The sequence below is a fragment of the Haloglomus halophilum genome (genome assembly GCF_024298885.1).
Classification (GTDB): Archaea; Halobacteriota; Halobacteria; order Halobacteriales; family Haloarculaceae; genus Haloglomus; species Haloglomus halophilum.
In genome coordinates this window covers 199477-213825 of the sequence record NZ_CP101166.1, presented here as the reverse complement: position 1 = coordinate 213825, position 14349 = coordinate 199477, and the positions used below count along the sequence as shown (strand labels likewise).

Annotated in this window: 11 protein-coding genes; 8 read left to right on the top strand and 3 right to left on the bottom strand. The window is 66.4% G+C overall.

The annotated features are described in order from the left end of the window. Positions 1 to 12: 12 nt before the first annotated feature. Positions 13 to 3219: a PGF-pre-PGF domain-containing protein gene (locus NL114_RS00985; protein ID WP_254822945.1), complete on the bottom strand. Its 3207-nt coding sequence runs from the start codon at positions 3217 to 3219 to the stop codon at positions 13 to 15. An 894-nt stretch (positions 3220 to 4113) separates the two neighbouring features. Here NL114_RS00985 and NL114_RS00980 point away from each other — a divergent pair. The 4 genes from NL114_RS00980 (at position 4114) to NL114_RS00965 (ending at position 7448) form a co-directional block, all read left to right on the top strand. After that, positions 4114 to 4821, top strand: coding sequence for a PGF-CTERM sorting domain-containing protein (locus NL114_RS00980; RefSeq protein ID WP_254822944.1), 708 nt, complete (start codon positions 4114 to 4116; stop codon positions 4819 to 4821). A 117-nt stretch (positions 4822 to 4938) separates the two neighbouring features. Beyond that, positions 4939 to 5220, top strand: a complete 282-nt coding sequence (locus tag NL114_RS00975; RefSeq protein WP_254822943.1) for a hypothetical protein — start codon at positions 4939 to 4941, stop codon at positions 5218 to 5220. 1 nt (position 5221) lies between these two features. Next, positions 5222 to 5668, top strand: coding sequence for a phage tail protein (locus NL114_RS00970; RefSeq protein ID WP_254822942.1), 447 nt, complete (start codon positions 5222 to 5224; stop codon positions 5666 to 5668). Between the two features lie 79 nt (positions 5669 to 5747). Continuing rightward, the gene (locus tag NL114_RS00965; RefSeq protein WP_254822941.1) at positions 5748 to 7448 is read left to right on the top strand and encodes a DUF6517 family protein; all 1701 of its coding nucleotides are present in this window, start codon (positions 5748 to 5750) and stop codon (positions 7446 to 7448) included. Positions 7449 to 7475: 27 nt separating this feature from the next. On the opposite strand, the gene NL114_RS00960 is transcribed toward NL114_RS00965, so the two are convergent. Together NL114_RS00960 and NL114_RS00955 are read right to left on the bottom strand one after the other, a co-directional pair. Then, a complete protein-coding gene (locus NL114_RS00960) occupies positions 7476 to 7700 on the bottom strand; it encodes a hypothetical protein (protein WP_254822940.1) in 225 nt (74 codons plus the stop codon). Positions 7701 to 7786: 86 nt separating this feature from the next. Further along, positions 7787 to 8701 carry an undecaprenyl-diphosphate phosphatase gene (locus tag NL114_RS00955; protein WP_254822939.1) on the bottom strand — a complete coding sequence of 305 codons (915 nt, stop codon included), beginning with the start codon at positions 8699 to 8701 and terminating at the stop codon, positions 7787 to 7789. A gap of 180 nt (positions 8702 to 8881) precedes the next feature. On the opposite strand from NL114_RS00955, the gene NL114_RS00950 reads away from it, so the two are divergent. The 4 genes from NL114_RS00950 (at position 8882) to NL114_RS00935 (ending at position 14147) form a co-directional block, all read left to right on the top strand. After that, complete coding sequence (locus tag NL114_RS00950; RefSeq protein WP_254824756.1) at positions 8882 to 10336, top strand: tRNA pseudouridine(54/55) synthase Pus10; 1455 nt, start codon at positions 8882 to 8884, stop codon at positions 10334 to 10336. A gap of 63 nt (positions 10337 to 10399) precedes the next feature. Then, positions 10400 to 11050 (top strand): ribonuclease HII, encoded by a 651-nt coding sequence (gene rnhB, locus NL114_RS00945; RefSeq protein WP_254822938.1) that lies wholly within the window; start codon positions 10400 to 10402, stop codon positions 11048 to 11050. Positions 11051 to 11483: 433 nt separating this feature from the next. Next, positions 11484 to 12104 (top strand): rod-determining factor RdfA, encoded by a 621-nt coding sequence (gene rdfA / locus NL114_RS00940; protein WP_254822937.1) that lies wholly within the window; start codon positions 11484 to 11486, stop codon positions 12102 to 12104. A gap of 105 nt (positions 12105 to 12209) precedes the next feature. Further along, positions 12210 to 14147, top strand: a complete 1938-nt coding sequence (locus tag NL114_RS00935) for an archaea-specific SMC-related protein (protein WP_254822936.1) — start codon at positions 12210 to 12212, stop codon at positions 14145 to 14147. Positions 14148 to 14349: the final 202 nt, after the last annotated feature.

The window sequence follows — 14349 nt, the reverse complement described above, 5'->3', positions numbered from 1 at the left end:
CGGGGGGCGTCGCTATGCCCCGCCGGTGTTCCCGTCCTCGTCCTCGCGGGCGAGGTAGAGCGCGGCACCCGCACCGGCGATCAGCAGGAGCAGGATGAGCGCTCCGAGCAGGATCCCCGTGTTGTCGCCACCGTCACCGGGCGGCGACGTCTCCGTCGGCCCTGTGGGCGAGGGGGTGTCCGTCGGCGTCTCGGGCGTCGGGGTCGCCGTCGGCGTCTCGGGCGTCGGCGTGACGGGGGTCGGGGTCGGCGTGACGGGCGTCGCCTCCTGTCCCGTCACGGCGAACAGCGAGAAGCCCGGCGTCTCGGACTCGTAGATCAGCGTCCCGCTGGACTCGCGGACGAGCGTGGTGTCGAGCGGCTGCCACTCGCCGTCGTTGAAGCGGTACATCCGGATGGTCTCGGCGTCGGCACCGAGGTCGGCGAGCTGCGACCGCTCGACCTCGAACTGGATGGTGGCGCCCTGGTCGCGGAGCTGTTCGGGCACGGTGATATCATAGTTCCGTACCGAGAGGCCCGGAGGCTGTGGCGTCCCCCGCGGCAGCCGGTTGAGCTGATCGACGTTCGCGCGGCCTTCGGCGGCCTCGGGGAACGTGATCTCCCGGACCGTGGTTCTCGGGAACCGGACCTGCACGCCCGGTTTGCGACTGTTCTGGTCGAAGACGCGCGAGGAACTCCGGTCCTCGACATCCTGGGGGAGGACCGTGACGAGTCCGGCGGACTGCCCGTTGACACTCACCGGGAAGCGGCCCTCCTCGGTGAACGTTAGCGGAATCTCGACGGTTCTGGTTTCCCCGGCGCCGAGCGAGATCGTTCTGGTCGCCCGCCGGTCATCACCGACCCTGACGGCGATTTTCTTGCCCAGTAGCGCCGAGTTGGCCCGGTTGTTCCGGACGGTCACCGTCACCGTGGTGGTGTTCCCCGGAGCGATTCGGTCCGGGTTCACCGAGATATCGACCACGACGAATGGTGAGCTGGGCTGGGGAGCGGGGGCAGCACCGCCTCCGCCACCACCACCGGTTCCATCATCCCCATCGTCCTCATCATCCCCATCCTCGCCACCGGTGTCCGGTGCTTCGATGGTCACCGTTCCCGTGTCCGTGCTGAAACTCCCGTAACCGCTGCCCTGCTGGGCGAGGTAGACGAACTGGTACGTCCCGGGCGCGAAGTTCTCGTCCGTGGCAACCTGGACGGTCGGGGCCGAACCTGCCGGGGCAGAGGTCGAGTTCCCCGAGGCGTTCACTACGGTAGTCACCGACTTCGCCTCGACGTACTCCGGGCCGAGCAGCGACTGCTCTCCCTCCGAAACCCCGTCGAGAGTGAGATCGAGCGTCTGCCCGTAGAGCGTCTCGTCGACCGATATCGGCTCCTCGAAGTTGATGGTCCCGCTGATTGCCCGGATGCTGGTTTTGACCGTCACGTCGGACGTCGAGACCGACTGTGAGAGTACGTCATCGAGTGTGACACCCGAGTCGAGGATGACATCCACGAATGCGTCACTGACCGCGTCACGGTCGTAGACGGCGATTGCGTGGGTCGTCTCTTCGTTCCCCGTGAGCCCCGAGTCGAGCGTGAATTCGACCGAGTCACCTGCGGTCACCGTCGACGATGCCGGTGTGGCACTTCCCTGTGCCTCCTGTACGGGGACGACCGTCGTACCGATGATATCGATACCGCCCTGGATCTTGACCTCGTTGTCCGTCGGGTCCGGGTCGGTCAGCCCCTCACCGAACTGTGGCTGGACCAGAACGAACGCGACCGGGCCCGACGATGGCGGGTTGTACGTCGGGTTGGTAGCGAACGTGCCGTCAGACTGGATCGTGAGGGAGCTCCCGTACAGTTTCGCGTTCGTCGCATCCGTTTGCAGCGTCACGTTGCCAGTCGCGTTGTCGAAGGACCCTCCGGTCAACAGGTCGGACTGACTCGTCGAGCTGACACCCTCGAGAATCAGCAGCTGGGCTGTGCCGGAGCGGTCGGTGGTATCCGCACCGTCGACGTTGGAATATTCGAGCGTAAGCGGCTGACCCTTCTGATAGACGGTTAGCTTGTTCTTGTTGATCTCCACAGCAGTCCCACCTTGCTGCTTGACGGAGATGGTCGGAATCGGAGCACTGGTCGCCGCCGAGCCGGTCGTTCCACGAAGGGGCAACCCTGCCCGGTTCCACACACAGGTCGGGAGCGCTGCCTCGACCGAGACGCCACGGATCTCCGTGGGATAGTTGTCCAGTTCCGAGGAGAGCGAGTCGAACGCGCTCGTGAACTGACCGCCGCTACAGACGTTCGACTTGCCGAGCCACGGGTCGAAGAAGACGGCACCGGAGCCGGTCGTCGCAATCGCCTGTCCGTTTCCGTCAGCGGTTTCGGAGGTCCGGGGATCGGAGATGATGCCACCGGGACCGCTATCGGAACCGAAGTAGTTCTGCCGGGCGACGAGATCGGTCTCGGCGTTGTTCTCGATCGCAGTCAGCGTCGACGAGGCGTCATCCTGGAAGAAATTGAATGCAACCCGCGTCTCACTGATATCCGAGACGGAACTCGCGATAGTTACTCCCTTGCTGCTATTACTGATAACGTTCAGATAGATATTCGCGTCCTGGGTTCCATCATCCTCGAAACTAGCTTCATTGAGGCTGATGCCGGTAGAATCGGGATTATTGTTCTTGTTATCCCTTCCGTCGAGAACGTTCTCGGTGATGGTCAAGCCGCTTATATCGTTGGGGCTCCCTGCGATTATGCCGACTGCATCGTAATCTACTATCTTGTTCCGCTCGATGAGGATGTTGTTCCCACTCGTAACCTGAACTCCGAATGAGACATCTCCGATTTCATTGTCAACTATCTTCCCGTTCTGTCCGGTATAAGAGATTCCAGAGTCAGCGTTCACCATCCCGTTGTTCCTGATATCCGAACCATCTGAGGAGACAAGATTGATCGCGATGGAGTTCGAATTAGAAATCTTGCTGATATTGTTGTCCCTGATGGTTATGCGGTCAACCCCTACTGCGTTGATTCCGTTCTCCTGGTAGCCGGTGATGTTGAATCCCGCGTTCCCGGCGTTATCGCTTGCACCGATGGTGACATCTGAGACGCCGACTTCGATCGCGGTGCTGTAGGTCGTCTGCGTGTTGCCGACCATTTTGACGCCACTTTCGTACGTGAGGAGTTCGACGGACCTGTCGACGGTGACCGCTTCGTTGTACTCCGAAGCACAGACGAACACCGTATCACCGCCGGTTGGGTCCGCATTCCCGACAGCAGCGTCAATCGTATCGTATTCATCCCCACTGGCTACCCCCTGAACGGAACATGAACCATCCGGGTCGACGACCAGTGTATTCCCTCCCCCGCCTTGCGCCGCCACGTGGCCCGCACCGAACGCGAGCACCCCAGCGAACGCGGACACGAGGAGCAGGAAGGATAGCGTAACTGCTCTCAGACGAGACATTTTCGAAATATAGGTCAGAAGGCTAGTAGAAAACAGTTTGGGTACGACAGGCGCACACTTGTTCTATCGCCCCCGAAGCAGGAGCAATACGATTCGCGGTTACGCCGTTTGCCGAGAGCGACAGAGTAGATTTATGCCCCCGACGGCATCCAGAAACACGTGATGAGACGAGTCCCCGTCCTCCTCACTGTGGCGGTTCTGGTGATCGCTTCGGTCTCCGGAGCGAGCGCCGCCCTCCAGCAGACCTCCACGGCGAGCATGGCATCTCCGACAGTCAGCACCCAGTCTGGTACGTACGACATCGATGTCGCCGGAAGTACGGACATACCGACGCGAGAGGTCACGGTAAGCGGGTCGACGTACACCGTCGATGCGATTGCACAACAAGAGAGTGAGGGAAGTATTTCCATATCGATCACTGCTGAATCTGATCAGTACGATATCATCTTGAAGAGGGCAGACAATACAAATATCGAGAAAATCGGCGATGAAAATGATGGTTCGAACATCGACTATACTCTTCCGGATCTCGGGCCCTCGACATACTACATCGTAATCAACTCCGATAGTAAGACGCAGGCGATTCACCCGCTCGTCGTCAAAGGGTACTCGGTCACAGCATCGGCAGCAGATAACTCCGTGGAGCGGGGCACCTCGGTCGACGTAACTGTGGATATCGAACAGGTCGACCCCGATGCAGCGGCTCCCCACGCTGTCCAGGCCGTTATCGGGAACGAGACGGACCTGGTTCGTGTCGAGGCGACGGAACAGACAGGAACGACCTACGAAGCCACGGTCCCCACCGATGAGCTATCTTCGGGGTCCTATGCGTTGTATGGCGTCGTCCGGGGACCGAACACCACCAGCTCGGGTGACCAGGAGGCGCTCGGCGTCAGCGACCGTCACGACGTGACCATCGAGTCGACTGCAACGCCGACGGATACGCCGACCGACGCGCCATCGTCCGGTGGTGGCGGCGATTCTGACGGCAGCGATTCGGACAGCGGTGGTTCCAGCGGCGGCGGCGGCTCGTCGGGCGGCTCATCCGGTTCCGATGCGACGCCGACGGCGACACCGACGCCGACCGACAACGTGACGGTGACGCCCACGGAGACGACCACGCCGACGCCCACCTCCACGGCGACGGCGACCGCAACCCCCACGCCGACCGCCACGGCAACTCCCACCGTGACCGCGACGGCGACCGCGATCCCCACACCGACCGACGACGGGGTCATCACCCCCGCGACGCCGACCGAGGACGGACCCGGGACGGAGACGACGACCGACGGTCAGCCCGGCTTCGGCGTTATCGTCGCTGCCGTGGCGCTGCTCGCGGGTGCGCTGCTGCTGACGCGTCGCCGGACGGAGTCCTGATCCACAGTCAGGGCCGTGCGTCGACAGTATTCCGCCAGCTCCACCATCCGTGCTCGACCGGGGACCTGTAATTAATGTTAAATAAATGTAATATAACAGTTTCGTAGATATGAGGGTATGACACAGGACGGGGAAAACCCGCTCCCGGTATCACGGCGGAGTTTCGTCACGGCGACCGCGGTGGTCGCGACCGCGACGGCGGGCTGTGGGGACCCGACACAGCAGTCGTTCGAGGCGTCGGCCGTCGGGCTTCCGGACACCCACCACGAGCCGCTAGAGGTGACCGAGACGGCGCTTGAGGACCTGAGCATGTCGTTCGACGGGCCGGCCGGGAGCCGGGTCGAACTCACCAACTACGCCGGGGTCTACGACCGGACCGTCGGGACGGGGGGTGAGTGAGATGGCGGACCGACACGGGCCCCTCCGGACCGGCCGGTTCGTGGTCGAGATCGACGGCGTGCAGGTGGATGGGTTCCAGGTGGTCGACCTCCCGGCACGCTCCACCAAGGAGACGGAGTACAGGGAGGGCTCTGACCCGGACCACCAGCGCAAACTCGCCGGAGGGACGGAGTACGAGGACCTGACGATGGAGCGTGGGGCGAAGAAGAACGATGCCTCGCTGTACGAGTGGCGCAGATCCATCGATCAGGGGAAGATGGAGGAGGGTCGGAAGGACCTCGCCGTGGTCCTGCAGGACGAGAACGGTGAGGCGGCGATCCGATGGGAGTTCACGAACGCGTGGCCCAAACGGTACGACCCGCCGACGCTCGACGCGACCGCCGAGGGCGGCGGTGTCGCGACGGAATCGGTCACCATCGTCTTCGACGAGATGCAGCGACCGGAGTAGGGAGAATCGTGTACGCCAATCGCCCACGCGCAAGGACCGCGGCCGGTCCCACGCGATACGACGCCGACACGGAGCACGCATGACAGAGGACCCAGCACACCGTCGGACGATGCAGGCGTCCGGAACCGCGCCGTTCGTCGGCCACGCCGCGGACAGGCCACGGGCGGAGCGGGCCCGGTCGCTCGAAGCGCCGGACAGACATGGCCCGCTCAAGACCGGGCGGTTCACCGTCGAGATCGGCGGCGTCGAGGTGGCCGGCTTCCGGACCGTCGACCTCCCGGCACGCTCCACCGGGCTGGCGGAGTCCGGGGAGGGCGCTGACGGTGACCAGCAGCGCCAGCTCTCGGGACGGACGGAGTACGAGGACCTGGAGATGGAGCGCGGGATGCAGGCCGGCGACAGCACGCTGCACGACTGGCGCGCGGCCGTCGACCAGGGCAAGATGGAGGAGGCAGGGAAGCGCGTCGTCGTCTCCGTGCAGGACGAGACCGGAGCGTCGGTGCTCACGTGGCGGTTCACGAACGCCCGGCCGCTCGCCTACGACCCGCCGACGCTCGACGCGACGGCCAGCGGCAGCGGGGAGATCGCCACGGCATCGGTCACCGTCGACTTCGAGGGCGTCGAGCGCATCGCCGACAGCGGCCCGGTCGAGCAACAGCAGGGGCGGGAGGATTCGGGCGTGTTCCGGTACGTCCGGACGGCGAACGGCGGCCGGATCGAGAACGGCGCGGTCGTCACCACGGCCAGCGATGTCGGCATCGACGGCGTGACGCTCGACTGGCTCGACGCGTCGGCGACCGCCGACGGCCAGCACGTCGGCCTGCTCGTGCCGGAGGGAGCCCGCGGCAGCGGTGACGCGAGCGCCCTGTGGCTCCTCCGGGGCAGCGATTTCGACGAGGGGGCCGGCCGCACCGTCAGTTCGGGCGCCGCGGGGCGCCTGTACTGGGTGCCCGGCCGGGCGTTCTTCCACGACCGGGCCTGGCGGACGGGCACCGGGGAGTCCGAGTCGTCGGGGGGCGAGTCGTCACCCGAGTGGTCGGTGCCGGGGTGGCCGACGGGCGACCCGTCGTCGGTCCAGGTGCTCGTGGATACCGGCGGGCAGTCCCTGGAGGGCGCGTTCGGGATGGCCGCGGGGTCCGACGCGGCCCAGAGTGCGGGCGTGCAGTCGGCCGCGGCGGGCGACACCGTCGACCCGGCATCGACCGTGTTCGCGGTGGTCGGGCCCGCGACGGCCCCGTTCGAGTCGCCGTCGCTGCAGGTGAGCGGCTCCGGCCCGGGGCAGGTCGCCGACCTGCTCGATGCGGGGCGTCCCGCGCCGCTGGCCGGCGCGACGTTCGGGCTGGCGACCTTCTCGACACCGAACGCCTCCATCGCCGGGCAGTCGGTCAACCCCCTGGTCGGGATGGAGACGACGGCGTTGCTGGAACACGAGACCGCCAGGCAGGTGCTCGGGCAGGCCGGTATCACCGACATCGAGACGGTCGAGTGGCTCGACGGCCCGCGGTCGACGGGCGCGGACGCCAGCACCTCGATACAGATGCTCGGAACGGGAACGACGGTCGAGAGCTACGAGGGCGTCGTGAGCGGGCGGGACGGCCCCTGGGCCGTCGTCGTCCACGTCGCCCGCATCACCGACGACTCGCACGTCATCGCGGCCGGCGCGCATCGCCAGCCGTTCGGGACGGAGTCGGGACCTCCGGGAGCGGCGGGCTGGCAGCGGGTCGTCACCCGGGGGCGACGCTTCACGGCGGAGACAGCCAGCCGACTGGAGTATCTCTAGGGCGGTGGGTCGTCGCCCGACGCCGGATCACTCGTACATCCGGCCGTCGAAGTCCGGGAAGTCGAGGTCACCGTTGCCCATGCGCTCCCGGATGCGGCTCTGGTACAGCGCCATCGCGACCTGCGGGACGGCCTGGGGCGGCACGGGGACCTGCTGGTCGAAGGCGTCCTCGGCCCACTCGTTGTAGTCGGCGACGATATCCATCCCGTCCTTGAAGCTACGGAACATCAGCTCCTTGTGGGTGTCCTGCATTGTCCGCGTTTCAGGACGGAGGCTGGAATACCTAGCGACTTCGCTCGGCACGGGCGAAGCGATATGACGGTGAGCCGGTGGCGTCCTCAGCCGAGGAGCGGCCCCGTCAGCAGACCGCTGGTGAACAGGCCACCGAGGACGGCGAGGATGCCCAGCAGGACACACACCACCCAGAACGCGACCCGGCGGACGATGCCCATGAGCCCGCCGATGGTGGCGTAGCCGACGACGGCGCTCGTTCCGAGTGCGAGCGCGGCAGGGGCCGGACCGATGGTCGGGAGCCCCGTATCCAGCAGCACGAGAACGGCCGCACCCAGCGCGGCCGGAATGGAGAGCAGGAAGGAGAGCCGGAAGGCGATCTCCTCCTCGAAGCCACGCAGGAGGAGCGCCGAGACGGTGGTGCCCGACCGTGAGACGCCGGGCAGGATGGCGAGACCCTGGAGCACGCCGACGAGCAGGGCGTCCGGGACGTTCGCGATGGCACGCTCACCGAACGCGGTGTCGAGGCCGCCCGGCGCGATGTTGCCGCCCGTGGCCGTGCCGCCGTCGGCCTGCGTCGTGTCGTTGCCGCGCGTCGCGGTCCACTGGACCACGCCCGTCCCGACGAGCAGGACGCCGATGAGGGCCACGAACGCGCCGCCGGCCACGGCGTTCACGATGGCATCCAGGGCGAGGTAGGCGACGATGCCGACGAGTGCCGAGGTGATGGTAGCGACGACCAGGAAGGTCAGGTCGGCGTGGTCGCGGTCGGCGAAGGCCATCCCGGGCCCCCAGCCGGGGAGCGTCCGGAGGACCGTTCCGACCTCCTCGCGGTAGTAGACCGCGGCCGCGAGCGCCGTGCCCGCGTGCAGGAAGAGCGCGTACTGGACGGCGGCGCCCTCCGGGAGCCCCTCGACGACGGTCAGGTAGAGCGCGACGTTCCCCTCGCTGGAGACCGGGAGCCACTCGAACACCCCCTGCAGGATACCGATGACGACGGCCAGACGAAGTGCTTCTCGCATTGTCTCCGAGTGACCAGTGGTGGGGTGTATGCGTTGCGGTCCGGGATGGGAGTCCCGAGCCGGATGCTCCCGGATCCAGCACCGCCAGTCGGAAGGCACAAGCGCCGGCCACGACCACTCCCACCCATGACTGACGCGGACGCCGGCGACGGGGGCGGGAGCGATGATCCGGAGCCGGACGTGGACGTGCTGGTGGTCGCCCGCCGCGCCGTCGCCTCCGGGCCGGTGTGTGACGCCTGCCTCGGGCGGCTGGTGGCCGACCGGAGCTTCGGCCTGCGCAACGAGGAGCGGGGGCGGGCGCTCCGGACGACCATCGCCCTCGAGGACGACGAGCCGTACGAGTCGCCCGAGGTCGCCGACTGCTGGGTCTGCGAGGGGCTCTGCGGCGAGTTCGACGCCCTCGCCGAGCGCGTGGTGGCCGAACTGGAAGGCATCGAGTTCGACACCTACCAGCTCGGCAGCCGGGTGCCGCCGCTGCTGGAGGAGAACGAGCAGCTGCTCCGCGAGGAAGTGGGGCTCGACCCCGTCGATGGCGCCCACGGCGAGGACCTGCGCAAGGAGCTGAATCGTGAGGTCGGCCGGCGGGTCGGCGCCCGGACCGAGACCGAGGTCGACTTCGGGCGCCCCCAGGTGCAGGTGACGCTGGACGTGGCCGTCGGCGACGAGACCACGGTCGAGGTCGACATCAACTCGCTCGCCATCTACGGGCGCTACCGCAAACTGAAGCGGATGGTCCCGCAGACGGAGTGGCCCTGCTCGGCCTGTGGCGGCTCGGGCCGGCAGCACGGCGTCGGCCCCTGTCCCGAGTGCGACGGGACGGGCTACCGCTACCGGACGAGTGTCGAGCAGGAGGTCGCCCCCGTCCTCGTGGAGGCCCACCGCGGCCGCGAGGGCGTCTTCCACGGCGCCGGTCGCGAGGACGTGGACGCGCTGATGGTCGGCACGGGCCGGCCGTTCGTGCTGGAGGTCGAGGCGCCCCACCGTCGGCGGACGGACCTCGACGCACTGGAGCGCGAGATCAACGAGGCGTCCGAGGACATCGAGGTCGTCGGCCTGCGCTACGCGACCCACGACATGGTCGAGCGGGTGAAGGAGCTGGAGGCGACCAAGACCTACCGGATGGTCGTCGCGTTCGAGGAGGCCGTCGACGAGGCCGACCTGCAGGCCGCGCTCGACGAGCTGCGGGGCGCGACCGTCGAGCAGCGCACACCAAATCGGGTCGACCACCGGCGGGCCGACCTCGTGCGGACGCGCACGGTCCACGACATCTCCGGGTCGACGACCGACGACGAGCACGCGACGCTCGTCGTCCACGGCGACGGCGGCCTGTACGTGAAAGAGCTCGTCAGCAGCGACGAGGGGCGCACCGAGCCGTCGCTGGCGGGGCTGCTCGGCGTCGACGCCGAAGTGACTGCTCTGGACGTGATGGCCGTCACGGGTGTCGAGGAGCCGTTCGAGGACCCGGACTTCCTCCTCGACGAGGACGCCGTGAACGGAGCCGGCGGGCGCGACCCGGACGCCTGGACCGAGGGCATCCCCGAGGGCCGTGCCTCGTCGGTCGTGACCGACCGCGCCAGCACCGAGGACGCCATCGATCCGGTCGAGCCCGGTGCGGAGGAGGACCCGTCCGAGTGATGGGTCCCCCTCACATGGGAGGTACGCGAAAGGTTGATTAGCCGACCCGTCCCGGTCCGGAGCATGCGCTTCGGGGTGGACGAGGCCGGCAAGGGGCCCGTGCTGGGCTCGATGTTCGCCGCCGCCGTCCGGGCGCCGGCGGTCGCGATTCCGGCGGGCGTCGACGATTCGAAGCGGCTCCGCCCCGAGCAGCGCGAGGCACTCGCGGCCACGCTCCGGGACGACGACCGCGTCGACGTGGGGGTCGCCGAGGTCCCGGTCGAGCGCATCGACGGGGACGTGGACATGAACACGCTGACCGTCGCGGCCCAGGCCGAGGCACTCGCGAAGGTCGCTCGCGACGGCGACGGCGGCATCTGCGACGGCGGGGACACGGACGCCGACCGCTTCGCACGCCGGGTACGGGAACGCCTCACCGCCGACGTGGAGGTCCGAGCCGAACACGGTGCCGACGAGACGTACGCGCTGGTCGCCGCCGCGTCCGTCATCGCGAAGGTGGAACGCGACGCCCACGTCGAGGGCCTGGCTGACCGGTACACCTCGATGGGCTTCGAGGACCTCGGGTCGGGCTACCCCTCCGACCCGAAGACGCGCGAGTTCCTGCAAGCGTTCCTCGAGCGCGAGGGCCACCTGCCCGACTGCGCGCGGAAGTCGTGGGGGACCTGTGACGACCTGCTGGCCGCACAGGAGCAGGCCGCGCTCGAGGATTTCTGAGATACTGGGCTCTTCTGGAGAAGCAGTGTCGAATTATTGAATGATTTGTCACTCACGACAGTAGTCTCCCGTCTCTGGCGGTTAGGGGCTGCATAACAATCCGCTGGTGGGGTCGTTGTCTTCCTATGCCGGAGTGTAACTGCTCCCCGGGGGAACGGGATATCGTGTCGACGGTGCCGTGGCAGTCCGATTTCTGCGACAACTGCGGGAACGACCTCGCGGAGAGTGAACCGAATGAGGTCTGACGGCGTCAGCACCGCTCACCGCGCCCCTCCTCGCTTCCGGACCGGCGGGCCGGTACTGAGATCCGTCTCGACCACGCTATCTGACAGCCATCGAGACTCCAGTCAGGCGGTCTGTCTCGTCTCCGCCTCGGCTGACCGGACCGGGGCCGACCAGCAGAAAGATGAGTGTCGGCGGTCGGTCCTTCGACATGACCGCAGAGGACGCTGCTGCCGGGGGACGCCGGAGCAAAGTCCAGCGACTCATCGAGGAGTACGGGCTCGAGGGGCTCGGTGCGGAACTGGAACGGGCCTGGACGGCGGAGGACCCCGACGAGCGAAGGAGCCTCCGTGACCTTGCGACCTACTTCAACCAGCAGTTGCTGGAGCAGGCACTCCGGGACGCCGGCGCCACCGTTCTCGACGGAGAGGTCGAGAACACCTACCGGCTGCTGACCGACGACGATGTCAGCACGGGCGACCGGACGCGGACCGAGCGCCAGCTCGAACGCGAAGATATCGACGTGGACAAACTCCGGTCGGATTTCCTCTCGTACCAGGCCATCAGGACGTACCTCAAGAAACACCGCGACGCCGAGCACACGACCGCCGACCGGGACCGGGGTGCGAGTGCCATCGAGACGGTCCAGCGACTCCGGAGCCGGCTCATCACCGTCGCCGAGAACCGGCTGGAGGGGCTCCGCTCTGCAGGTGAACTCACGCTCGGCGAGTTCAGGGTCATCCTCGACCTCCGGGTCGTCTGCGAGGAGTGTGGCACCCAGCAGGACTTCGTCACGCTCGTCGAAGACGGTGGCTGCGAGTGCTCGAACTGATCCGTCGGGGTCGGGACAGAGACCGCCCGTAACGACCGTTCTTCCGGGTCTGACCGCCGAGAGCACAGGTCTTACATAGGGAACCGGTGTAGTTCGGACCGATTGATGGCTCCCGGACAGACCCAGCAGGAACGAGCAGCCCTCCACGTGGAGAACATCGGAGGGATCGACGAAACCGACGTCACCTTCTCACCCGGTGTCACCGTCCTGTCGGGGCGGAACGCGACGAACCGAACCTCACTGCTCCAGGGACTCATGGCCGCGCTGGGGAGCGACAACGTGTCCATCAAGGGCGGTGCCGAGGAGGCCGAGGTGACCCTCGACCTCGGAGACGAGTCGTACACCCGGCGCCTGTACCGCCACAACGGGGGAGTCGCTTCCGACGGTGACCCCTATCTGGACGACTCGACGGTGGCCGACCTGTTCGCGTTCCTGCTGGAGTCGAACGAGGCTCGCAAGGCTATCAGGCAGGGGCAGGACCTCCGCGAGATCATCATGCGGCCGGTGGACACCGACGAGGTCCAGACGGAGATCGACCGGCTCGTCCGGGAGCGCAAACGTATCGAGGAGGAACTCGAGGACATCGACTCGCTCAAGGGGAAACTCCCGAAGCTCGAGGAGCGCCGGACATCGCTCCAGAACGACATCGAGGAGAAACGAGAGGAACTGGAGGCCAAGGAGTCAGAACTCGAGGACGCCGACATCGAGGAGACGCGCGAGGAGAAGGAGGAGCTCGAGGGGGAGCTCTCGGAGCTTCGGCGCAAGCGCTCGACGCTCGAGGACATCCGGTACGACATCGACACCGAGCGCGAAACCATCGAGTCGCTCCGCGCCGAGCGCAACGAACTCGAGTCCGAGCAGGCGACACTGCCGGAGACGCCGATGGGTGACATCGACGAGCTGGACTCGCGCATCGAGCGGCTCCGCGACGAGAAGCAGGCCATCGAGGGCGAGATCAACGAGCTCCAGAGCATCATCAGCTTCAACGAGGAGATGCTCGAGGACGCCGACACCGACGTTCTCGCGGCGCTGCAGGAGGGGTCAGACGGGCCCCTGACCGACCAGCTGCTCGAGGCCGAAACAGTCACCTGCTGGACCTGCGGGAGCGAGGTCGAGGAGGAGCAAATCGAACGGACCATCGGCCAGCTACGGGAGTTGAGCCAGGACAAGTTCGGCGAGATCAGCGACATCGAAAGCGACCTCGACGAGCTGACGGACCAGCGCCGGGAACTGAAGGAGACCCAGCGCGAGCGCGACCGCACCGACCGTCGCCTGTCTGAGCTCGAGACGGAGCTCGAGGAGAGCCAGGCCGAACTCGAGCGCCTGCAGGAGCGCCGCGAGGAGCTCACAGACGAGATCGCTGACATCGAGGAGACCGTCGAGGAGCTCGAGGGCAAGTCCTACAGCGACATCCTCGACCTCCACAAGGAGGCGAACCAGCTCGAGTACGATCTCGGGCGTCTCGAGAACGACCTCGATAGCGTCGAGACCGATATCGAGCGCGTCGAGGACCGGATCGGAGAGCAGGAAGACCTGAACGCCGAACTGGAGTCCGTCGAGGCCGAGATCGAGTCCCTCCGAGCGAAGATCGGGCGCATCGAGGAACAGGCGACCGAGGGCTTCAACGAGCACATGGACACCGTGCTCGAACTGCTGGATTACGAGAACCTCGAACGCATCTGGATCGAACGCAAGGAGCGAGAGGCCCGCGAGGGGCGGCGGAAGGTGCAGAAGACGACGTTCGAGCTCCACATCGTCCGCAACACGGCCTCGAACCAGACCTACGAGGACACCGTCGACCACCTCTCCGAGAGCGAGCGCGAGGTGACGGGACTGATCTTCGCGCTCGCCGGCTATCTCGCCCACGAGGTCCATCAGAAGGTGCCGTTCATGGTGCTGGACTCGCTGGAGGCCATCGACGCCGACCGCCTCGCGGTTCTGGTCGACTACCTGAACGACTACGCTGACTACCTCGTCGTCGCACTCCTCACCGAAGACGCCGCCGCGCTCGACGAGGGCTACGACCGCATCACGGATATCTGACGCTCGTAGCGCGCCAGCTGCCGAGTTCTCCGCCCATGTTGAATTATAAAATTACGGTAAAGAATCGAAATTAACAATTATTGTACAGGAGGTGGTGGGAAGATGTGGTTTATCGGTGCCTGACAAATCGTTTGGTTAGAGCAGCCTGTAGGCAATTAAACCGGAAGTTCGGATGTATCTGGGCTCCGACACCACTCTGTTA

Coding starts and splice junctions, on each gene's coding strand:
- rdfA (WP_254822937.1), top strand. CDS start 11,484: ATGACCGCAGAGGACGCTGCTGCCGGGGGACGCCGGAGCAAAGTCCAG.
- NL114_RS00970 (WP_254822942.1), top strand. CDS start 5,222: ATGGCGGACCGACACGGGCCCCTCCGGACCGGCCGGTTCGTGGTCGAG.
- NL114_RS00965 (WP_254822941.1), top strand. CDS start 5,748: ATGACAGAGGACCCAGCACACCGTCGGACGATGCAGGCGTCCGGAACC.
- rnhB (WP_254822938.1), top strand. CDS start 10,400: ATGCGCTTCGGGGTGGACGAGGCCGGCAAGGGGCCCGTGCTGGGCTCG.
- NL114_RS00960 (WP_254822940.1), bottom strand. CDS start 7,700: ATGCAGGACACCCACAAGGAGCTGATGTTCCGTAGCTTCAAGGACGGG.
- NL114_RS00955 (WP_254822939.1), bottom strand. CDS start 8,701: ATGCGAGAAGCACTTCGTCTGGCCGTCGTCATCGGTATCCTGCAGGGG.
- NL114_RS00975 (WP_254822943.1), top strand. CDS start 4,939: ATGACACAGGACGGGGAAAACCCGCTCCCGGTATCACGGCGGAGTTTC.
- NL114_RS00935 (WP_254822936.1), top strand. CDS start 12,210: ATGGCTCCCGGACAGACCCAGCAGGAACGAGCAGCCCTCCACGTGGAG.